Annotated in this window: 23 protein-coding genes; 9 read left to right on the plus strand and 14 right to left on the minus strand. The window is 41.0% G+C overall.

Annotation, left to right across the window (positions count from 1 at the left end):
- Nucleotides 1-25: 25 nt before the first annotated feature.
- From AACM45_RS19710 to AACM45_RS19730, 5 genes are read left to right on the plus strand one after another with little or no spacing between them, the layout of a single operon-like run.
- Nucleotides 26-310, plus strand: a complete 285-nt coding sequence (locus tag AACM45_RS19710) for a riboflavin synthase subunit beta (RefSeq protein WP_339144871.1) — start codon at nucleotides 26-28, stop codon at nucleotides 308-310.
- On the plus strand, nucleotides 310-2,157 hold the full coding sequence (gene mutL, locus AACM45_RS19715; protein WP_339144873.1) for a DNA mismatch repair endonuclease MutL: 1,848 nt from the start codon (nucleotides 310-312) through the stop codon (nucleotides 2,155-2,157). The genes AACM45_RS19710 and mutL overlap by 1 nt, the downstream gene beginning before the upstream one ends.
- Nucleotides 2,158-2,916, plus strand: a complete 759-nt coding sequence (locus AACM45_RS19720) for a rhomboid family intramembrane serine protease (RefSeq protein WP_339144874.1) — start codon at nucleotides 2,158-2,160, stop codon at nucleotides 2,914-2,916. It begins immediately after the preceding gene.
- A 1-nt stretch (nucleotide 2,917) separates the two neighbouring features.
- A complete protein-coding gene (locus AACM45_RS19725; protein ID WP_339144875.1) occupies nucleotides 2,918-3,796 on the plus strand; it encodes a rhomboid family intramembrane serine protease in 879 nt (292 codons plus the stop codon).
- A 3-nt stretch (nucleotides 3,797-3,799) separates the two neighbouring features.
- The gene (locus tag AACM45_RS19730; RefSeq protein WP_339144876.1) at nucleotides 3,800-4,831 is read left to right on the plus strand and encodes an endonuclease/exonuclease/phosphatase family protein; all 1,032 of its coding nucleotides are present in this window, start codon (nucleotides 3,800-3,802) and stop codon (nucleotides 4,829-4,831) included.
- Here the strand turns inward: AACM45_RS19730 and AACM45_RS19735 are convergent.
- The 12 genes from AACM45_RS19735 to udk all read right to left on the minus strand — a co-directional run bounded on the left by AACM45_RS19735 (nucleotide 4,805) and on the right by udk (nucleotide 15,634).
- Entirely contained in the window at nucleotides 4,805-5,128 is a 324-nt protein-coding gene (locus AACM45_RS19735; RefSeq protein ID WP_339144877.1) for a DUF6122 family protein, read from the minus strand. The two genes, AACM45_RS19730 and AACM45_RS19735, sit on opposite strands and share 27 nt — an antisense overlap.
- Nucleotides 5,121-5,753 carry a WbqC family protein gene (locus AACM45_RS19740; RefSeq protein ID WP_339144879.1) on the minus strand — a complete coding sequence of 211 codons (633 nt, stop codon included), beginning with the start codon at nucleotides 5,751-5,753 and terminating at the stop codon, nucleotides 5,121-5,123. Before AACM45_RS19740 ends, AACM45_RS19735 begins: the two co-directional genes overlap by 8 nt.
- Before the next feature lie 7 nt (nucleotides 5,754-5,760).
- Nucleotides 5,761-7,467, minus strand: coding sequence for a signal peptidase I (gene lepB / locus AACM45_RS19745; protein ID WP_339144880.1), 1,707 nt, complete (start codon nucleotides 7,465-7,467; stop codon nucleotides 5,761-5,763).
- A gap of 46 nt (nucleotides 7,468-7,513) precedes the next feature.
- Nucleotides 7,514-8,215 (minus strand): 4-hydroxy-tetrahydrodipicolinate reductase, encoded by a 702-nt coding sequence (dapB, locus tag AACM45_RS19750; RefSeq protein WP_339144881.1) that lies wholly within the window; start codon nucleotides 8,213-8,215, stop codon nucleotides 7,514-7,516.
- 3 nt (nucleotides 8,216-8,218) lie between these two features.
- Complete coding sequence (locus AACM45_RS19755; protein ID WP_339144882.1) at nucleotides 8,219-8,866, minus strand: DUF5683 domain-containing protein; 648 nt, start codon at nucleotides 8,864-8,866, stop codon at nucleotides 8,219-8,221.
- Nucleotides 8,859-9,770 (minus strand): ParB/RepB/Spo0J family partition protein, encoded by a 912-nt coding sequence (locus AACM45_RS19760; protein WP_339144883.1) that lies wholly within the window; start codon nucleotides 9,768-9,770, stop codon nucleotides 8,859-8,861. Before AACM45_RS19760 ends, AACM45_RS19755 begins: the two co-directional genes overlap by 8 nt.
- The gene (locus AACM45_RS19765; RefSeq protein ID WP_339144884.1) at nucleotides 9,771-10,544 is read right to left on the minus strand and encodes a ParA family protein; all 774 of its coding nucleotides are present in this window, start codon (nucleotides 10,542-10,544) and stop codon (nucleotides 9,771-9,773) included.
- 118 nt (nucleotides 10,545-10,662) lie between these two features.
- On the minus strand, nucleotides 10,663-12,744 hold the full coding sequence (gene scpA, locus AACM45_RS19770) for a methylmalonyl-CoA mutase (protein WP_339144885.1): 2,082 nt from the start codon (nucleotides 12,742-12,744) through the stop codon (nucleotides 10,663-10,665).
- Nucleotides 12,741-13,280 (minus strand): hypothetical protein, encoded by a 540-nt coding sequence (locus AACM45_RS19775; protein WP_339144886.1) that lies wholly within the window; start codon nucleotides 13,278-13,280, stop codon nucleotides 12,741-12,743. The genes scpA and AACM45_RS19775 overlap by 4 nt, the downstream gene beginning before the upstream one ends.
- A complete protein-coding gene (locus tag AACM45_RS19780; RefSeq protein ID WP_339144888.1) occupies nucleotides 13,270-14,670 on the minus strand; it encodes a methylmalonyl-CoA mutase subunit beta in 1,401 nt (466 codons plus the stop codon). Before AACM45_RS19780 ends, AACM45_RS19775 begins: the two co-directional genes overlap by 11 nt.
- Nucleotides 14,671-14,697: 27 nt before the next feature.
- Nucleotides 14,698-15,024: an FtsB family cell division protein gene (locus AACM45_RS19785; RefSeq protein ID WP_339144890.1), complete on the minus strand. Its 327-nt coding sequence runs from the start codon at nucleotides 15,022-15,024 to the stop codon at nucleotides 14,698-14,700.
- Between the two features lies 1 nt (nucleotide 15,025).
- Nucleotides 15,026-15,634 carry a uridine kinase gene (gene udk / locus AACM45_RS19790; RefSeq protein ID WP_339144892.1) on the minus strand — a complete coding sequence of 203 codons (609 nt, stop codon included), beginning with the start codon at nucleotides 15,632-15,634 and terminating at the stop codon, nucleotides 15,026-15,028.
- A 202-nt stretch (nucleotides 15,635-15,836) separates the two neighbouring features.
- Here udk and AACM45_RS19795 point away from each other — a divergent pair, with 202 nt between their 5' ends.
- The 3 genes from AACM45_RS19795 to AACM45_RS19805 are packed head-to-tail and all read left to right on the plus strand — an operon-like array spanning nucleotide 15,837 to nucleotide 19,322.
- Nucleotides 15,837-16,322 carry an acetyl-CoA carboxylase biotin carboxyl carrier protein subunit gene (locus AACM45_RS19795; protein ID WP_339144893.1) on the plus strand — a complete coding sequence of 162 codons (486 nt, stop codon included), beginning with the start codon at nucleotides 15,837-15,839 and terminating at the stop codon, nucleotides 16,320-16,322.
- Nucleotides 16,323-16,332: 10 nt separating this feature from the next.
- Nucleotides 16,333-17,775: an acetyl-CoA carboxylase biotin carboxylase subunit gene (gene accC / locus AACM45_RS19800; RefSeq protein ID WP_339144895.1), complete on the plus strand. Its 1,443-nt coding sequence runs from the start codon at nucleotides 16,333-16,335 to the stop codon at nucleotides 17,773-17,775.
- A gap of 5 nt (nucleotides 17,776-17,780) precedes the next feature.
- Entirely contained in the window at nucleotides 17,781-19,322 is a 1,542-nt protein-coding gene (locus AACM45_RS19805; protein WP_339144897.1) for an acyl-CoA carboxylase subunit beta, read from the plus strand.
- A gap of 97 nt (nucleotides 19,323-19,419) precedes the next feature.
- On the opposite strand, the gene AACM45_RS19810 is transcribed toward AACM45_RS19805, so the two are convergent.
- Complete coding sequence (locus AACM45_RS19810) at nucleotides 19,420-19,737, minus strand: GIY-YIG nuclease family protein (RefSeq protein WP_339144924.1); 318 nt, start codon at nucleotides 19,735-19,737, stop codon at nucleotides 19,420-19,422.
- A 162-nt stretch (nucleotides 19,738-19,899) separates the two neighbouring features.
- Here AACM45_RS19810 and AACM45_RS19815 point away from each other — a divergent pair, with 162 nt between their 5' ends.
- On the plus strand, nucleotides 19,900-21,120 hold the full coding sequence (locus AACM45_RS19815) for a multidrug effflux MFS transporter (RefSeq protein ID WP_339144899.1): 1,221 nt from the start codon (nucleotides 19,900-19,902) through the stop codon (nucleotides 21,118-21,120).
- A 100-nt stretch (nucleotides 21,121-21,220) separates the two neighbouring features.
- Here the strand turns inward: AACM45_RS19815 and AACM45_RS19820 are convergent, their stop codons facing one another.
- Entirely contained in the window at nucleotides 21,221-21,766 is a 546-nt protein-coding gene (locus AACM45_RS19820; RefSeq protein WP_339144900.1) for a hypothetical protein, read from the minus strand.
- Between the last annotated feature and the right edge of the window lie 147 nt (nucleotides 21,767-21,913).

Genomic DNA, 21,913 nt, shown 5'->3' on the forward strand with positions numbered 1-21,913 from the left:
CTTTGGGTAGGACGGTTCAGGTACTATGCGAAATTTTTTAAAACTAAGAAGAAACAGGACTTTCGACTACAAGCCCCGATATTATGAGGGCGAGGGTAGTCCTTATAAAATTGAGCACAAACTGGATAAGTATCGCAGTACCGCCAACAGTCAAAGAGGCCTAAAAAATAAGTTTTCCTCTGCCTTTGAAGATTTGAAAAGGGAAGGCGATAAAAATTTAAGGATTCGATTTTGGGTCATAGTAACGGTTTTGGTTTTGGTTTTTCTTTTCATAATCGATTTCGACCTATCCATATTCTTTAGACGCTAATGGCTGACATTATAAAACTCTTACCAGATCATGTTGCCAATCAAATTGCAGCTGGTGAAGTGGTACAACGCCCTTCTTCGGTGGTCAAGGAGCTTTTGGAGAATGCGCTTGATTCAGGTGCGAAAAGCATAAAGTTAATCGTAAAAGACGGCGGTAAAGCCCTGATACAGGTCGTTGACGATGGTAGTGGAATGAGCGAGACTGATGCAAGGCTATCTTTTGAGCGTCATGCCACTTCAAAAATAGCAAGGGCCGAAGATCTATTCAATTTAAATACCAAGGGTTTTAGGGGCGAGGCCTTGGCTTCTATCGCTGCAGTGGCACATGTAGACCTACAAACAAGACCACGAAATTCAGATACGGGTACCCATATCAAGATTGAAGGCAGCAAAGTGGTCGCCCAAGAAATTATCGCTACCCCCGTAGGAACATCGATTTCCGTAAAGAATCTGTTCTTTAATATCCCTGCCCGGCGAAATTTTCTAAAGTCCAATCAAGTCGAGTTGAGACATATCACCGATGAATTCCATAGGGTAGCCCTGGTACATCCTGAAGTGGCTTTTCAATTTTATAATAATGGTTCAGAACTGTTCAACTTGCCCCATGGTAATTTTCGACAACGTATCGTGCATGTTTTTGGAGCGAAAATGAATGAACGGTTGGTTCCGGTAACGGAAGAAACCGCCGTAGTCAATATTTCGGGTTTTATCTGTAAACCTGAATTTGCCAAAAAGGGTAGGGGGGCTCAATTTTTCTTTGCCAATGGTAGATACATTAAAAGTCCATATTTGAATCATGCGGTCAATGCCGCGTTTGAAGGTCTTATCAAGTCTGATACCCATCCTGGATATTTTTTGTTTTTAGAGGTTTCGCCTTCATCAATCGACATTAACATCCACCCTACGAAAACAGAGGTGAAGTTTGATGATGAGAATACCCTGTACGCCATCTTGAGATCGACCATAAAACACGGTCTCGGTCAGTTTAATGTCATACCTGCATTGGATTTTGAACATGATAAAAATTTAGACACTCCTTATAACTACCGTAATAAGGAAGGTATTTTGCCAACGGTTGTCGTAGATGCTGGGTTTAATCCCTTTGAAACCAAGCAATCACCCAATCGTAGATCAGCCCCATCATATCAGAAACAACAGGTTAAAGGTTGGGAGGACCTGTATAAGGGTCAAGATGATCTCGATGCACCTTTTAGCAGTGTACACTTTGAAACCAGTACAGAGGCATTGGAGATTTTTGACAAAGATGAAACAGGGTTCGAATCACAGCAAAAAACATTTCAACTGCATCGAAAGTTCATTGTTACCACTATTAAGTCGGGTTTATTATGTATCAATCAAAATAGGGCCCACCAAAGGGTGCTCTATGAAAAGTTCTTGAATACCGATAGCACGAAAAAAGGCATTAGCCAACAATTGCTGTTTCCACAGCAACTTGGTTTTACAAGGGCTGAAATTGCCATATTACGGGCAATACATGAAGATTTAATTGCCTTAGGTTTTGACATCAAGTTTGTCGATGATGAAAAATTGACGATAACGGGTATACCGAATATAATGACCGAAAGTTCAATTGGTGCCGTCTTTAATGAACTATTGCGTAACCATGGGAAAGTACATGGTGCGGATAGGGGCGTAGTGAAATCGGATATCATGGCCAAAAGTCTTTGTAGTACATTAGCCATTAAAAATGGAAAACCACTTGACCCTGATTCCCAAATGGCCTTGGTCAATGATTTATTCGGGTGCGAAGAATCGAAACTGGACCCCTTCAATAAAGTGATATATGTAACTATCGATACTAACGATATAGAAAAAAAATTTATATAGATGCTGAGAATAACAGAAGCTGTAAAGCATATCTTGATAATCAACGTATTATTCTTTTTGGCGACCCAATTATATGCAGAGCAGATGTACCAGTGGTTTTCACTATGGTTTCCTAAGAACGAAAATTTTGGGTTATGGCAAATCGTGACCCATATGTTCATGCACGGGGGTATTGCGCATATTGGTTTCAATATGTTCGCCCTGTGGATGTTTGGGGGTCCGGTAGAACAAGCATTGGGTAAAAACCGGTTTTTATTCGTTTATTTCTCGGCAGGGCTGGGGGCAGTACTTTTTCAATTGGCCTTCTACTACTTTAGCTTTTTACCTGCTCAAGAAGCACTTTTAAATGTGGGGCTGACAGAAGATATGGTTATGGATGTCGTCAATTCAAGACAGTTTACCGAAGGTTTGTCAGATGTACAAAAGAACATGTTGAATTCGCAGACCACTGCTACCTATCTAGATGCCTATTTAGCACGTATGGTGGGTGCTTCTGGCTGCATTATGGGTATTTTGGCCGCTTTCGGTATGATGAACCCAGAAGCGAAGTTGATGCTCATATTTTTGCCAATTCCCATCAAGGCAAAATATTTTATACCGGGTATCATTTTGTTGGATGTGATATCGGCAATCACGGGGCAATCATTTTTCAGTCCAAGTAATACCGCTTATATGGCCCACGTGGGTGGTGCGGTCGTCGGCTTTCTCATCATGTGGTACTGGAAGAAAAATCAGTTTAACAAAAATCGCTGGGATTAATATGGCTAGTGGAGGATTACAATATCAATTTGCACGGCTCAATATTGCAGAAAAGTTAATAGCCATCAACGTAGCTATTTTTCTATTGGCCAATCTTATTCCCGTACTTTTCGGATTGTCAAGTAATTCAATTCTAACTTGGTTTGAATTACCTGAAGATTTGCTCAGGTTCTTGTCAAAACCATGGACATTGGTGACCTATGCCTTCATCCATGCCGGATTTGGGCATATTTTCTGGAATATGTTATTGTTGTACTTTTTTGGTAGGATCTTTCTTAACCTGTTCAATGAACAACGTTTTATTGCGGTATATTTTTTAGGGGTGATCAGTGGTGGTCTGTTGTTCATGTTGGGTTACAACATTTTTCCGACACTTTCCGATACCAATGCGGTATTGTTAGGGGCTTCGGCCGGTGTAACTTCGGTATTGATCTTTACCTGTGCCTATATTCCCAATCAAGAGATTCGAATCATCTTTTTCAATATCAAACTTTGGCAGTTGGGCATATTCGTGATCTTAAAAGACGTATTGACCCTTTCGATGGGTCAAAATGTCGGCGGTATGCTTGCCCATATCGGTGGGGCGATCCTGGGTTATGTTTATGCGCGGCAGTTAATGAAGGGAACCGATATCGGAGAAGGTTTTATCAAACTTTTATCCTATTTAGGTGGTTTATTCAGGCCAAGGGAAAAAAAAGGTCCGTTGAAGACCGTTTATAAAAAAAATACCACAAGGCGCACATCAAGAACCGTAGATTATGATAAAGAAGCGCATCAGCGTAAAATTGATAGTATCTTAGATAAAATCAGTAAATCAGGATATGAGAGTTTATCTCAAGCCGAAAAAGATTTTTTGTTCAAAGCTGGTAAAGAGGATTAAGGGTTGAAAATACATAAAATCGGGCACGGACTTTTAGTTGGTTTCAATGTCTTCTTGACGATAGTTTTGCTTTTACTGTTGATGTCATATTATTTTGAGCTCTTCAATTATATAGCGGTTTTAAGTCTTTTTACCCCTATCTTGGTCGGATTACACTTTGGTTTTGTTCTTTACTGGTTGGCGAAACGAAAAAGAATGGCACTGCTATCATTCACGGCCCTAATAATCTCTTATTTGGTATTTGGTTCTTTTTATAGGTTTAATTCCCAAGATAATGACTTAAAAAATGAAGATGAATTAAAGGTACTTACATTCAATGTTTGGGGTTTTAATAAAAATGAGTGGATAAAAAAGCCCGGAATCGGGGATAAAATCATTGAATTTATAAGGGATGAAGATCCAGACATATTGTGCTTACAAGAACATAGTAGGATACGCCATAGACAGCTAAGACAGTATCCATTCAGAACGGAAACCCCTATTACCGGTAGACCAAGGGCTACACAAGTCATTTTTTCAAAATTCCCGATCGTAGGGAACGGGTCATTAGAGTTGCCCAATACGGTAAACAATATCATTTTTGCTGATATACTCGTTCAAAAAGACACCATACGGGTATACAATGTTCATTTACAGTCGTATAAGATTGTTCCCAATTCGAACATAATCACACAAGAAAAGCAGACCAAAGAGACCTTCAAACGAATCGCCGAAACTTTTGATATGCAATATGATCAGGCCGTTAAACTTGATCAACATCGAAAAAAATGTAAGTATCCCACGTTGATAATGGGGGATTTTAATAATACCCAGTTCTCAAATGTTTACCGAACGATTCGAGCAAATATGAAAGATTCTTTTTTAAAGCAAGGAAAGGGAATTGGAAGGACCTATGAGTTATTCGATTTGCCCATGCGTATTGATTATATATTCGCCGATGACAATTTCAAGATAACCGGGCATAAAAACTACGATGTTGAATATTCAGATCATTACCCCATAATGGCGTCATTGCGTTTGGAAGCTTATAAATAGGCAATCGACAAAATCCGCTATAATGTGGATGAGGAATGCCAATCCAAAAATTCTCGTTTTCTTTAAGGTAAAAAGTAAAATATAGATACCTATTGCATAATAACTATGAAGTGGGTGAAAATTGATACTACAACGATATTCATCAAAAATAGGGGTAGCCCATAAATGATCGATATCTATCAGGATTCCGCCTAACAAAATAAGGATGGCCTTCAACCTATTGGTTTTGAAAAAGTAGAGGCCTATTCCAATCGGCACTAAAAAATGAATGCCATAATGAACGAAAAGCCTAATCATGCAAAGAAGGCGGTCTTAGTTGTTGCAGGTAATTCAGTGCATTCGTACCCTCATTAAAAAGCAAATCGATACCACTTGCGTTGGTAACGAAATAGTTACGGTCATCAAATACTTGAATATAAGGGGTATTTGAAAAGATATTTCCTTTTTTGGCAGTGGCAAGTGCCCTGTAATCCGTTACTTGGGCAGGATTTGTCTCGAAAGTTCCTGTTTTTAAACCAAAAGTCTCGACCGAAATATGCTCTAACAAAAAAGCAATGGTATCAAAATTGAAATCCATCAAAAAATCATACTTTTTTGTATACAATGGGGCGAGATGATCTTCATAAAATTCAAAATACGGTGAGGTGCGATAGGCGGTCTGTAAAGTACGCCAATGTTGTCTCTGCCAATTCACGCTATTGTCAATTCGAACCTCCTTATATTTCTGTCGCCCGTTATCCCCTCCCGTATGTTTTATGGGAATGGTCAACGTATGCCTGCCTTGGTCGGTAGTGATATGACACCTATTTCGAAAGGTCTGTTTTTGGTAATTATCCCATACCTCCCAAATGAATTCAGATTGTACCAGTACTGTTAGACTGGCGATATTTGGAAAATAGGTAGGATGTAAAAGTGCTTTCAAAATAGAATTATGATGCTTCTTTCTTTCGTTTTTTTCTAAAAAAGTCGAAAATAAAATAACCTGCGAGTGCGATAAGAAAATACTTAAAGTATGATACGGGTTCCCCACTTCCACCTACGGTCGTGAACATGCGATCCCAGCGAAACTTCTCATTAAATCGAATTCCATCTTGAAAATTATCAAAGCTCAACCAGATGAAAACCGGTTTACCCACAATATGATCTTCAGCTACATAGCCCCATGCCCGACTATCTTCAGAATGGTCTCGATTATCACCCATCATCCAATAATACCCTTGTTTAAAAGTGTATGAGTTTGCTTCCTTACCATTGATAAGTACGCGATCAGCTTCAACCTTGACCGTATTGTGCTCGTAATCACGAATGATTTTCTTGTAAAGCGGGATGGTCTTTTTATTGATTTCGACCGTTGCCCCCTTTTCTGGAATATAGATAGGACCAAAATTATCCACATTCCAACGATAATACGGATTTTGCGGAAAAACATTGGTTCCTGGTTGCCCTTTGGGTATGTTCTCCATTACAACGGAGTCAATGCCCGGGTTCTTTTTGAGCTGTGCCACCATTTGAAGGGTCATATTTGCAACTCTTTCCCTTGGGGTCTCTTCTGTTAGCGAAAGTCGTAACTGCCGAATGAATTCGGTCGGTAATCCTTTCTCATCCGTATAAATAGTAGCTTGACCATTCTCATCGGCCCCTACGGCAATGCCGTTCGCCCTTAACGCGTTAAGTTGATTTTGGTCAATGTTCTTAGGCTTGTAGATTCGAATATAATCTGAGGCATCCACTTCGCGAAGCAGTCTGCTAGAGACTCCTTTTTGCGCGTAAACTATATAATTTTGCATTACCCTTGCCCTGTCTGATAGCTGAAGTGGTTCCCCATTGATATGAACCTTTCCGTTGATGATGGCCAAAGAGTCCCCTGGGGTACCAACGCATCTTTTTACATAGTTTGATTTTTTGTCAATCGGTTTTTCGACGCCTTTTGATTTTACAAAAAACTGCTGTACCGTATCGGCGGGCCAGCTGAATACTACAATATCGTTTTTTTGGGGAGTTTGGAATCCTGGCAATCTGAAGTAAGGAATTTGCGGCTTGTTCAGATACGATTTTCTCTTTAACAACGGCAAGGTGTCGTGGACCATTGGTGCAGCAATAGCCGTCATAGGTGTTCTTGCCCCAAAATGGAACTTACTGACGAACAAAAAATCCCCGACCCGAAGTGTTCGTTCTAAAGACCCCGTAGGGATAACATAGGGCTGTATAAAATAGGTGTGTACGAAGGTAGCGGCGACTATGGCAAATACGATGGAACTTACCCATTCCCCAAGCCCGGTTTTGGGTTTAAGATCCCGGTCTTCGATATGTTTTACGTCTTCAGCATAATTGATATAGGCGATATAAAAACCGAGTGTCAGAATGACCAGCCAAGTATCAAGCATTTTGTTTTTGCCGAAACTGCGTATGGTCTCTACCCAAACCACAGGGAACATCAATAAATTGATGATGGGAATGAACAATAAGAGTACCCACCATTTCGGCCTATTTATAATTTGCATTAAAACGATGCCGTTGTATACGGGTATGGCTGCCTCCCAAGCTTTTCTGCCTGCTTTCACATACAGTTTCCATGTACCTAAAAAGTGTATGACCTGTACAATAAGAATAAAGATGATCCATTGTGTGCCGTTCATAATAGTATTTCTTTCTTAGACCCAAACAAGAGGTCTTTGTTACGATTTATTTTAGGTTTAACACATCTTTCATAGAAAAAACACCCGTTTTGCCAAGTATCCATTCTGCGGCGATCAAGGCACCCAGTGCGAATCCCTCTCGATTATGGGCAGTGTGTTTGATTTCAATAGTATCTACGGCACTTTTATAGTTGATACCATGCGTGCCGGGTACATTACCTTCCCTTTTGGCCGTTATCGCAATTTCATTGGTCTGCGGTTCTTTCATTGTCCAGTTCGCATACCCCGAGTTTTCGATGATATCCTCGGCCAGTGTAATTGCGGTTCCACTTGGGGCATCTAATTTTTGGGTATGGTGGGTTTCTTCCATAGTAACATGGTACTGTTCGATATGGGCCATCATTTTTGCCAATTGAATGTTGAGTTCAAAAAAAATATTGACGCCAAGACTAAAGTTAGAGGCATAGATGAAAGCTCCCTTTTTTTGAGCGCACAATGCTAATGCCTCATCATATTTGGCCAACCAACCCGTGGTACCCGAAATCACGGGTATATTCTTTTCAAAACAAGAGGTGATGTTCTGAAACGCGGCATCGGGTGTGCTAAAATCAATGGCTACGTCGACATTCGAAAAATCAATGGCTGCGGTATCCTCATCAATTTTGGCCACAATTTTGTGACTACGGTCAACAGCTAGCTTTTCTAACATCTTACCCATTTTACCGTAACCGAACAATGCGATATTCATTACTTAGAATTTAACGACCAAAGTTAAGCCATAATTTGGGTTGTAATCAATAGGGTTCAAATCCATATAGGGTTTGAGGTCTATACCCAACCGGCCATCAACATTATACTGTTTAAGATGGGCATCGACATTGGCATCAATAATATTGAAGGCATAAAGGGCAATGGTGACCAACAAGGCCAAATCCCTGTTTTCTTGGGCCGATTCTTGGGCATCTTGCAAAGCAGAATCCGAAAATCTTGGACTACCTGGAATTACGGTACCATCATTCTGTGGAAAGAACTGATCATCGATAAAACCGGCCTTACGCCTTTTAAAGGCGTCTCTAAATTTATTGTACTCGGAATTATTTAAAGAGTAAAAATATATACCAGTGCCAATTGCACCCCATACAATAGGGGCTTTCCAGTATCGTTTGTTGTAAATCTGGCCTAACCCGGGCAATAGGGCAGAGTAAAATGCCGCCTTACTTGGGGCCAATGGATTGATTTTTACCGGTTCATACACGACTTCTTCAAAAACAACACCTTTATCGGCCAAATTGTTTTGTAAGGAATCTGCCGATTTTTCTGTGATAGGTGGGTCATTTTCTTGTGAAAAGCCAACGAACCCCATAAGTACAAAACTAAAAATGGATAAAAATCTAATCACCCGATAGTATTTTTTTTAAGCGCTGAAATTCTTCTTTGGAATGGAACGGAATGACAATTTTGCCCTTTCCGGAAGCAGATGAGGTAATAGCGACTTTCACCGCTAAATGTTTTTTAATGGCATCTACATTTTTCGTGATGTACCCAGGCAATTCTTTGGTCGTATCCTCAGTCGTTGCGGTAGGGGTTTCCTTTTTGCCCTCCCGCAACTCCTTTACCAATTGTTCTGTCTCCCTAACGGATAGTTTTCTAGCAAGAACCTGTTCATAGAGCGCAAGCTGGTTCTTTTTCTTTTCGACATTGACCAAAGCCCGTCCATGCCCCATACTTAAAAAACCATCGCGCATTCCCGTTTGTATGATAGGATCCAATTTTAGAAGTCGCAGGTAATTGGTTATGGTAGAACGCTTCTTGCCAACCCGTTCACTCATTTTTTCTTGGGTCAATTGAATTTCATCAATCAAACGTTGGTAAGAAAGTGCGATTTCAATGGGGTCAAGATCTTGACGTTGTATATTTTCGACCAAAGCCATCTCTAATGACTCTTGATCATTGGCAATTCTTATGTAAGCCGGTATCGTTTGAAGGCCTACCAATTTTGAGGCACGGTATCTGCGTTCCCCTGATACCAATTGAAATTTATTGAAATCAAGTTTTCGAACCGTAATAGGTTGGATAATGCCCAATTCACGTATGGAACTCGCCAATTCTTGTAGCGACACATCGTTAAAGTTGGACCTGGGCTGAAACGGATTGACTTCTATGGAATCGATTTCGAGTTCGACCACATTGCCAATAACCTTATCGGCATTCTTGTCGGCCACCGATTGAATATCGTTTTCCGGGTCTTTTAGTAGGGCTGATAACCCCCTGCCCAAAGCTTGTTTTTTGGTTGCTTTCGCCATTTAAACCTTTTCCTTATTTTTTTGTAGGAGCTCATTTGCCAAATTGAGGTAGTTTGATGCCCCTTTGCTACTAGCATCATATTTAATAATGCTTTCCCCATAACTTGGGGCTTCGCTCAATTTTACGTTGCGTTGAATAATGGTCTCAAAAACCATATCGGCAAAATGTTTTTTAACTTCTTCTACCACTTGATTTGACAATCGCAACCGAGAATCATACATCGTTAACAACATGCCCTCGATATCAAGATCGGCATTATGGATTTTTTGAACACTCTTTACGGTATTCAATAACTTACCCAAACCTTCAAGTGCAAAGTATTCGCATTGAATGGGAATGATAACGGAATCAGCAGCGGTAAGTGCATTTAGGGTCAGTAAACCAAGCGAAGGTGCGCAGTCTATCAAAATATAGTCATATATGGCACTTAAGCCCTCAATGGCCTGTTTCATCATATACTCCCTATTGTCCTTATCGACCAATTCGATTTCGATGGCCACCAAATCAATATGTGCAGGAATCAAATCCACGTTCGGCGAATTCGTCTGTACAATGGCTTCTTTGGCGCTACTGGTGTGCTCTAAGAGCTGATAGGTGCCAATGGCTACATTGTCAACATCCACACCAAGACCTGAGGTCGCATTTGCTTGGGGATCTGCATCAATTAAAAGGATCTTTTTTTCTAAAACCCCTAAAGATGCGGCTAAGTTGACGGTCGTCGTGGTTTTTCCGACACCGCCCTTCTGATTCGCAATAGCAATAATTTTGCCCATTCACTAAGTAAGTTAAAGGGTAAAAATACAATTATTTACAACGTTAAAAAATGAATTTTGTTAACAGAAAGTGAATAATGGAAGTGACTATCGTTAACTTTGGTTAAAGTTCAAAATCCTAATTCCCATCCATAAGAATTTTTAAGATTTCGATGGCGGTATCGCTTATTCTCGTTCCAGGTCCGAAAACGGCCAAAGCCCCAGCTTCATAAAGAAAATCATAATCTTGTTTGGGTATAACCCCACCGACAATGACCATGATGTCTTCTCGATCATACGCTTTCAATTCTTCTATGACTGCTGGTACTAGGGTCTTATGTCCTGCAGCAAGGGAAGAAACACCAAGAATGTGCACATCGTTTTCCACAGCCTGTTTGGCCACCTCTTCAGGCGTCTGGAATAAGGGACCGATATCAACATCAAAGCCTAGATCCGCATAGCCTGTCGCAACGACCTTCGCCCCGCGGTCATGCCCGTCTTGGCCCATTTTGGCGATCATGATGCGCGGCCTTCTACCTTCGCTCTCGGCGAACCTGTCGGCTAGTTCCCTTGCTTGCTGAAAATTACCATCATTTTTGATTTCTTTTGAGTACACGCCGCTAACTGATTGTATTTGTGCCCGATACCTGCCAAAAGACTTTTCCAAGGCATCACTTATTTCACCCAGTGTTGCACGATGTCTGGCAGCTTCTACGGCTAAAGCTAATAAATTTTCACTTTTACCATCCTTCATCTTTTGCTTCGCTGCAGAAGAAATATGTTCCAAAGCGATTGCTACCTTTTTAGTATCACGGTCCGCCTTTGTTTTTGCGATTCTTTCCAATTGCTGTTGTCGTACCTTGGCATTGTCTACTTCTAAGATCTGCAATTCTTCCTCATCTTCTAAAGCGTATTTATTTACGCCCACCAAAACTTCCTGTCCGCTATCAAGCCTCGCCTGCTTTTTGGCAGCCGCCTCTTCTATTCGCAGTTTAGGTATGCCTGATTCTATTGCTTTTGTCATACCGCCCAGTTCTTCTACCTCATTGATGAGTTTCCAAGCTTCCCCTGCTATTTCACCAGTCAATTTTTCAACATAATGACTTCCGGCCCATGGGTCTACGGTCTTGGTTATCAAGGTCTCGTTTTGCAAATAAATCTGGGTGTTTCTTGCTATTCTTGCAGAAAAATCGGTCGGCAGGGCAATCGCTTCATCCAAGGCATTGGTATGTAGGCTTTGTGTTCCTCCAAAAACTGCGGCCATTGCCTCAATCGTAGTTCGGGCTACATTGTTGAAGGGGTCTTGTTCGGTCAAACTCCAACCACTTGTTTGTGAATGCGTGCGGAGCATCAGTGATTTTTCATTTTTAGGATGGAACTGTTTTACCAATTTCGTCCAGAGCATTCGGGCGGCCCGCATTTTTGCGATTTCCGTAAAATGGTTCATGCCGATACCCCAAAAAAAGGATAGTCGAGGGGCAAAATCATCGATTTTTAATCCTGCCTTGATACCCGTTCTTATGTATTCGATACCATCGGCCAAGGTATACGCTACTTCGAGGGCAGCAGGGGCCCCAGCTTCGTGCATATGATACCCAGAAATACTGATACTATTGAATCGCGGCATATTTTTGCTGGTATATTCAAAGATATCAGCGATGATTTGAATCGATGGAGCCGGTGGATAGATATAGGTGTTTCGCACCATGAACTCTTTGAGGATATCATTCTGTATGGTACCGGAGAGTTGGTTTAGACCCACGCCCTGTTCTTCGGCAGCTACGATATAAAAGGCCATTATGGGTAACACGGCGCCGTTCATAGTCATTGAAACGGACATTTTATCAAGCGGAATCTGGTCAAATAGGATTTTCATATCCTCTACGGAATCAATGGCAACCCCCGCTTTACCTACATCACCGATTACACGCTCATTATCACTATCATAACCCCGATGGGTGGGTAGGTCAAAAGCTACCGATAACCCTTTTTGACCTGCTTTTAAGTTTCTTCTGTAGAACGCATTACTCTCTTTTGCAGTAGAAAAACCGGCATATTGGCGAATCGTCCATGGTCGACGTACGTACATCGTGGAGTATGGTCCCCTCAAAAACGGTGGTATTCCCGCTGCAAAATCACCCGTAAAAGGTTTTGGGGTTTCGGCAGGGTTGGGCTCGACATCATTGATCAATCTAATATGTTGAACGTCTTTTCTACTCATTGTACCAATATTGAGACTTTCCATTTCTTTTTAAGCGGTCTTTTGTTTTTGTTGGATAAAATTACGATTCCCCCAATTAAAGCCCCTAGCCCAAGTGCTGTGGCTATTTCGGCATTACTATTGTTATCTTCCCTAGAAAAAGAATCTTCAAGTGCCGTAGCCGTAAGACCTATTAAGAATGTTGGCGGACCCAAAATGGTAAGTAAAGTTCCACTGAACAAGTGCCTGTTATCAAATCTGATTCTTAATATATCATTCAGTGCCACTTTTTGATCGTTTACGATGATAGTGTTTTCATCATAAATAAAATAGTTGCCTTTTAACTTACTTCCATTAATGGTTTTCAGTTTTACCCAATGCCCTTCGTAATAGGTTTTAGTTTTAACAATCTCCCCCTTTTTAAGTCTATCAACTTTTAGAAAATAAGCTTGGGAAAAACTACAATAAGAATAAAGCAGGCTACAAACGAAGAATAATGATTTTACTATTCTTTCTTTATTTTTTTTGTGTAAAACTGAGTGTGGATCAATGCTCATCTTGCAGTCTCTTCTGTTCTAGCGTTTCCGCAAGTCGTTTTTCCAAAATAGGTGCTATACCGGTTTTTCGCTTTTCCCGTTTTAAAAAAGGGTACAGTTCTAAATCGGCCTTCATCTTGTCTTGTGGGTTTTGATAGGCATTCGTTCCTACCAACACAAGTTCGGCAGTATCGAATTTCCCTTGTTCCTTAGCAGCACTTTCCTTGATCTTCTTTTGAATCGTACCTTGTTCGAGCTGTTTCAAGAAACCACCTGAGGCTTCAATCTGTTTAAAGAGTTCCAAGGCTTTTTCTGCAAGTTGTTTTGTAAGTGCCTCAATATAGTATGTGCCTTCCGCAGCATGTAAGGCCTCATTGAAATAACTCTCTTCTTTTAGCAATAACAACTGGTTACGTGAGATGCGTTCCCCGAATTCGTTGTCTTTATGGTATAGCGAGTCGTAAGGGATGTTGTGTACCATGTTGGCACCGCCAAGTACTGCGGCCATGCACTCTGAAGTCGTACGAAGCATATTTACGTTGTAATCGTAAATTGTCTTATTCCGTTTGGTTGGGTGTGCAACGATGTGGCAATCACTGTCAATGCCATATTCAACAACTAGGCTCCTCCAAAGCCATCGAAGGGCTTTCAATTTTGCGATTTCAAAAAAGTAATTGCTACCAATGGCGACGTTAAAAACCATTAGTGGATTCGCTTTGATTTCGACGGCACCTTGTTCCGCCATCGAATTTAGGTATTCATTGGCTTGTGCAAGTGCATAAGCCAGTTGTTGTACTATGGTTGCACCAGAATTTTGATATAAGGAAATGCCTATTCCTGAAACCGAAATACCCCTATTTTTTTGGCATATGGTCAAAATTTCATTCCAATATTGGTAATCTTTATCTTTATGATGATACCAATTTCCGGTCGCGGCCAAATGACCGATAAAGTCAATATTCAAGAAAATCCCACAGGGTTCCGTACCCACATAGTTCATGAGATTCGTAACTGGAATAGGGTCTAAAAACTCAAATTTTAAATAGATAGGGGTGCTTGAAAGGGCGATTCCCTTAAACAATGATTTCCAAGAAATTTTGGTTTTCGCTACAACGAATAACAGACTGGTAGCCCCTCGAGACAGCACGTCCAGCGCTTTTTTATTGGCAGATACTTCGTTGGCGACATATATCGACTGGCCTATTTGCCAAGAGTGATTGGGTGGTAAGGGAAAAGTAGGGATGGCCTCTAGATCCTCAGCATGATAAAAAGGTTTGATGTGGATACCTTCAAGGGTTTCCCAAAGCAAGGTCTCGTTGTAATCGGCACCTTTTAAATCAAACTGGATTTTTTGTTTCCACTGTTTTGCCGAAACTTCCGGAAACTCTGAAAAAAGTGATTTTATGTCCATCGCTATGCTATGATTTTTGCCTGCAGCTTACGGTTTACGTTCAATGCTATCTTTATGCTCAATCAAAAAAATCTCCTCATTGTCTTTTTTCATATAATACTGTTCACGGGCAAATTTTTCAAGTTCATCATCATCATCCAATTTTTCAAGTGCTTTCCTATCTTTTTCGATTTCATTTTTGAGAAAGGTCTTCTGTTGTTCCAGTTTATCGATCTCTTTTTTCAGCTCAAGATGGATAAGCAGCGAATTGGTATCAAAAAAACTCATCCAAATCACAAATAAGGTCAATACGAGTACATACATATTGGTTACGATCCTAAACCATTTTTTCTGTTTTAAAGCTGCCCACCCCATTTTAGACTAATTTTTCAATGATAATGGTGCGTACCATATCAACGGCTACATTATTATAGTGGTTATTGGGTATTATAATATCCGCAAATTCCTTTGAGGGCTCTATAAATTCATTGTGCATTGGTTTTACTGCTGTTTGATAACGGTGTAGCACTTTTTCAAGATCATGACCGCGCTCTTTGATATCCCGTTGCAACCTACGTATCAAACGCTCGTCAGAATCGGCATGTACGTAAATTTTAATATCGAATAATTTGCGGAGTTCGGGGTTGCTCAAAACTAAGATACCTTCGACAATAATCACTTTTTTCGGTGAAGTGGACACTGTTTCGGCCAATCTGGTTTCTTCAACAAAAGAATAAACGGGAATGGCTATGGAATTGCCTTCGCGTAACTGATGTAAATGTGAGATCAGCAGTTCGAAATCTATTGAATTCGGGTGGTCAAAGTTTACTTTGCTTCGTTCTTCTTTAGTGAGGTGTGCCAAATCATTGTAATACGAATCTTGTGAGATTACAACAACTTCGTTTTCAGGTAATTGTTCAATTATCTGATTGACTACCGTGGTCTTTCCGCAACCTGTACCCCCAGCTATTCCGATAATCAGCATATAAAATAATTTGACCCAAAAGTAAGAATTTGATAGTATAGTTAGGTACATGGCCCCACAATTAAACACCTTGCGTAGTCATGGGGTTCCCTTTTTTTGGAATACGCTATTTTTCACAAAACACAAATTATCTTTAGAATGGTTTTGTTGGTGATTGCATAAGAATGAATTATATTGAAAGGGCTAAAACCAAATTAAAATTATGGGGCAAACGCATAAATTGACCGTAAATGGCCAACATGAATTTCAGCTTTCAGCGGCAGATATCGACAACTTGGATATTATTACCACTACTGAAGCCGCCTATCATTTATTGGAAAATAAGGAATCGTATCATATTGAATTGATAACCAGTGATTTTAGGAATAAATGCTACAGGTTTAAAATCAATAATACCATTTATGAGGTAGTCATAGCGACCCCATTGGACAATCTTATCGAAAGTATGGGTTATGTACTCAATGCTTCCAACCTTGTCAGTACTATTGAGGCGCCTATGCCCGGTTTGATATTGGAAGTTTCGGTGGTGGAAGGTCAAGAGGTAAAAGCGGACGAGCCATTACTTATATTGGAGGCAATGAAGATGGAAAATGTAATTACATCGCCCCGCGACGGAATTATTAAAGGCATCAACATCAAACAGGGTGAGGCAGTTGAAAAGAAGCAGACCTTAATCACTTTTGAATAACCATCATAAAATGAAAAAAATATTAGTCGCCAATAGGGGCGAAATTGCGATAAGGGTGATGCGTACCGCAAAAAAAATGGGTATTAAAACCGTTGCGGTCTACTCAGAAGCGGACCGGGACGCACCGCACGTTCGTTTTGCTGATGAAGCAGTCTGTATTGGCCCACCCCCTTCCAATCAATCGTACTTGTTGGGGGATAGGATAATCGCTGTTGCAAAAGACTTGGATGTTGATGGAATTCATCCAGGGTATGGGTTCTTAAGTGAAAATGCTGATTTTGCAGAAGCCGTAGAAAAAAATGAACTGATATTCATCGGGCCTAAATCACACGCCATTCGTATCATGGGCAGTAAGTTGGCGGCGAAAGAAGCCGTGAAGGAATATGATATACCTATGGTTCCCGGCATAGAAGAAGCAATTACCGATATAGATAAAGCCCTTGAGGTTACTAGGGAAATCGGTTTTCCTGTGCTTATCAAGGCCTCTGCCGGCGGTGGTGGTAAAGGAATGCGGGTTGTAGACCGGGAAGAAGATCTAGAATCCCAAATGAAGCGGGCCATTAGTGAAGCCACGTCCGCTTTCGGGGATGGATCCGTATTTATTGAAAAATACGTCACCTCTCCGCGACATATTGAAATTCAGGTAATGGCCGATACCCATGGCACTGTACTACACTTTTTTGAGCGGGAATGTAGTATTCAAAGAAGGCACCAAAAAGTGGTGGAAGAAGCACCATCTTCCATTTTAACACCGGAATTACGGAATGAAATGGGGATTGCGGCGGTCAAAGTAGCGAAAGCCTGCAATTACGTAGGCGCGGGAACAGTGGAGTTTTTATTGGATGCCGACATGAGGTTTTATTTTTTGGAAATGAATACCCGATTGCAAGTTGAACACCCCGTATCGGAACTGATCGCAGGGGTGGACTTGGTAGGGCTACAGATCAAGGTAGCGCGAGGGGAGCAATTGGATATACGTCAAGAGGACTTGAAAATAAAGGGCCATGCCATGGAGCTTCGTGTTTATGCCGAAGACCCACTTAACGATTTTCTACCGAGTGTAGGGAACTTAGCACGGTATCAATTGCCTATTGGTGAAGGGGTTCGTGTAGATAATGGTTTTGAAGAAGGTATGGATATTCCCATTTACTATGACCCCATGCTCTCAAAATTGATTACATACGGTAAGACCCGCGAAGAAGCGATTGAATTAATGATAAGGGCCATTGTAGGTTATGAAGTAAAAGGTGTCGAGACCACCTTACCATTCGGCCTGTATGTAATGCAGCATGAAGCATTTAGGTCGGGCAATTTTGACACACATTTCGTCAAAGATCATTATGCGCCAGAGGTATTGCAGGCAAAAAGGGAACAAAATGCTAAAATAGCCGCAAAGATTGCTTTAAAACAATATTTCGAGGACCAAAAAATAGTGCGATTGCCCATAAATTGATGCAAATGGATGCCAAATTGAAAAAGTTACAAGACCGAATCGAAAAAGCTCATTTAGGTGGGGGGGAGAAAAGAATAGAAAAACAGCATGGCAAGAAGAAATTAACTGCCCGAGAGCGGATTGATTATCTGTTGGATGAAGGTTCTTTTGAAGAAATGGGTATTTTGGTTACCCACCGTACCACGGATTTCGGAATGGAAAAGGAAATCTACTATGGTGATGGGGTAGTCACCGGTTACGGCACGATCAATGGTCGATTGGTTTATGTGTACGCCCAAGATTTTACGGTGTTTGGCGGGGCACTTTCAGAAACGCATGCTGAAAAAATATGCAAAGTGATGGACTTGGCCCTGAAGGTCGGGGCCCCAATTATCGGTTTGAATGATTCTGGCGGGGCCCGAATTCAAGAAGGAGTGAAATCTTTAGGAGGTTATGCCGATATCTTTTACCGTAATGTGCAGGCATCGGGAGTCGTTCCGCAATTATCCGCAATTATGGGTCCCTGTGCTGGTGGTGCGGTCTATTCGCCGGCAATGACCGATTTTATTGTGATGGTGGAACAGACCAGTTATATGTTCGTTACCGGACCTAATGTGGTAAAGACCGTTACCAATGAAGAAGTAACCTCTGAAGAATTAGGTGGAGCGTTGACCCATGCCTCTAAATCCGGTGTTGCCCATAAAACATCGGCCAACGATGCCGCTTGTCTAGAAGACCTTAAAGAACTATTGGATTACCTACCACAAAACAATCGGGAAAGACCTTCGACACGCTTCTATGAGCTAGGTGACGAGGTTAGGGAGCAATTACGCCATATCGTTCCAGATAATGCGAACAAGCCTTATGATATGCATGAGGTCATTGAAGGGATCATTGATGCGCAATCATTTTACGAAATCCATAAAGACTATGCCGAAAATATCATAACGGGTTTTGCCCGATTAGGGGGAAGAAGTGTCGGGATTATTGCGAACCAACCTATGTTCTTAGCAGGGGTACTTGATTCCAATAGCTCTTCAAAAGCTGCCCGTTTCACCCGTTTTTGTGATGCCTTTAATATTCCGTTATTGGTATTGGTTGATGTGCCGGGCTTTTTACCGGGTACTGACCAAGAGTGGAACGGTATTATCATGCATGGTGCCAAGCTTTTATATGCATTGAGTGAAGCAACGGTACCTAGGGTAACAGTCATTACTAGAAAAGCGTATGGAGGTGCCTATGATGTAATGAATTCGAAACATATTGGTGCGGATTTCAACTTTGCTTGGCCAACGGCAGAAATTGCGGTAATGGGGGCCAAAGGGGCCAGTGAGATAATCTTTAGAAGGGAAATCGCCGCTTCTGATGACCCAGCAGCCAAATTAAAAGAAAAAGAAGCTGAGTATGCCGATAAGTTTGCCAATCCCTACCGAGCGGCAAGTCGTGGCTTCATCGATGAGGTTATTTTACCCGAGAATACCAGGGGTAAATTGCTAAAAGCTTTTGCCATGTTGGAAAATAAGAAGATAGTGACCCCGAAGAAGAAGCATGGGAATATTCCTTTATGAATTTATCTTTAAAAAAGTATCAAAAGACTCAAGTGCTTTTATAAGGGAAACAACATTTTTATAAGACTAGTTTGTGAGGTCGAGCGCAGTCGAGACCTCAATCTGGGTCAGCATATTTAAAATGAGAGGCATTTCTACATTCGGCTAAAATCCGTAACATATCGAAATCACCGTTTGCTAAGGCCAGTTTCTTTCTAGCGCTCCATTTTTTGATTTTCTTTTCAAAGTAAATGGCTTGAAGTACATCATTGAATTCTTGATGGAAGATAAGTTTTACAGGACGTCGTTTATGAGTGAATGAAGTTTTATTGAATCCGTTTTGATGTTCTTTGAATCGACGGTTAATGTTGTCAGTAATCCCGGTATAGGTCATACCGTCGGAACAAAGGAGAATATAGACGTAGTAGCATTTCATCATACATTGAGGTCTCGACTGCGCTCGACCTGACATTTAGGGTTTGCTATTTAATTTGCGAGATTTTGAATACTTCTGTCCTAATCAAAACTTAATGGTGATTTGGCAAAAATACTTTGCTCAAAAATAAATCAGGAAAATCAGTAGCCGTACTTTTGTCCAATGCAAAAAACGCAGCAGAAACCCCACTTTGAATTTATTGCACTGATGGCCTCGTTGATGTCCATTGTGGCCTTGGCAATTGATACGCTTCTGCCTGCGATACCCGCTATTGGTGAAACGATTCATAGTACAGACCCAAAAGCGAACCAAATGTTCGTGACCATGATTTTCTTAGGTCTAGGGGTGGGGCAATTGTTTTTTGGTCCGTTGTCAGACCAATATGGTCGTAAGCCTATGGTGTATGCGGGTTTCGTTGTTTTTGGTGTAGCCAGTTTCATTTGTCTGTTGGCGCCCAACATTGAAGTAATGGTAATTGGTCGAATTTTGCAGGGGATTGGGCTTTCATCCCACCGTACTATCGCCATTTCAATCATACGTGACTCATATAGTGGTGATTATATGGCAAGGGTCATGTCATTCATCACCGCGTTTTTTATTTTGGTTCCCGTAGTGGCACCTGCTTTAGGGAAGTTCATTCTAGACCATTTTAATTGGCAGAGCATATTTTACGTGCATCTTTTCTTGGGTCTGGTATTGTGGATTTGGTTCTGGAAACGACAAGAAGAGACCCTTAAGCCTGAATATAAAGTCAGGTTCTCATCAAAGAGCTTTATAGCTGGTACCAAAGAAATGTTACGACATCCTGAAACGGTAATCTATACTTTCGTTTCGGGTTTGGTTACCGGTGCTTTTTTGGTATACTTGAGTTCAGCACAGCATATTTTTGAAGACCAATACGGACTTCGAGAAGCATTTCCATATATTTTTGCAGGGCTTGCCATTTCTATCGGAACCTCGACTTTTACTAACGGCACCATGGTCATGCGTTTCGGCATGCGAAACTTATCATTTGCGGCAACCGTACTTTTTAGTTTGATTGCCATAGGCTATGTGCTGTTTTTTTGGAATGGGCCTAACCCCAATGTTAGCGTTTTGGTAGCTTTTCTGTTTTTACAGTTTTTCTGTTTGGGCTTTATGTGGGGTAATTTTCGTTCCATTGCCATGGAGCCCATAGGGCATATTGCCGGTATCGGTGCCGCCATCAACGGTTTTGTTTCGACCTTGATTTCCGTACCTATTGCCACCCTTATAGGTTCATTTCTTGAAGATTTGGCATTGCCCTTGTTCGTTGGTTTGGCTTGCTGTGGTTTGGGTGCCGTAGCACTAATTTTACTTTCAAGAAGAAAGAAACCGGTTTTTCTGAATAAAACCGGGTCTTGAAAAGAGGTATACGCTATGCCATGGTTCAACAATGAGTTATTTTATATTTGACTTGAAGAAGCTCAATATTTCCGTACTCTTGGGTATTTCATGCCCATTTTTAAACAAATCTAATTTTAAGTTTCATGTTCAAGTAGACAAGGCCGAACATCAGTATGGCACTAACGACAAAAGTTACGATGTTGAAAATCAACGAGAATTTGTTCTTTCGTGAGACCTGAAATACCAGAATTAACAAAGAAGTGACGACGATAGCAGAGAGCGTATAGAGGTTCCATCCTAAAATTAGGCTGATTCGCCCTTCATCATTAGGCTCAAATCGATTGGCCCAAGAAGCCCCCAATCTCATCAAAAAAGGCAAGAACAAAAATGGATAAAGCATTTTGCTCTTATACTTTAAGAGTATAAAATAAAATATGATCGCTTGTATTATCGTAAATAGGGGCCCTGAGGCACTGGTAATTACGCGATGCGTATTGGATAACACGATAGAGGAATCTTTTAATGAGGCTCCATTAAGGGTAAATCCGGCATCATACCCCAAGAGTCCATAAGCAATCCAATGACTCATTTCGTGAAAAAAAAATGTGAGGAAAGTGGCAACGATCATTATGCCGAAATACTTCATTGATCCTATAAAACCCATCTTAATATCATTTTGGTCTGAACGCATCAAATCAACATTATCAATACGATTTGAAAGAGGTTTGAATTGACCTCATGGCCCTGTTATAAAACAAATTAAAAGGAATAAGTTGAAAATGCCGCCACACAAAAGTGTAGTTTGTGATGA

The organism is Croceitalea sp. MTPC5, from assembly GCF_036985505.1.
Taxonomy (GTDB): Bacteria; Bacteroidota; Bacteroidia; order Flavobacteriales; family Flavobacteriaceae; genus Croceitalea.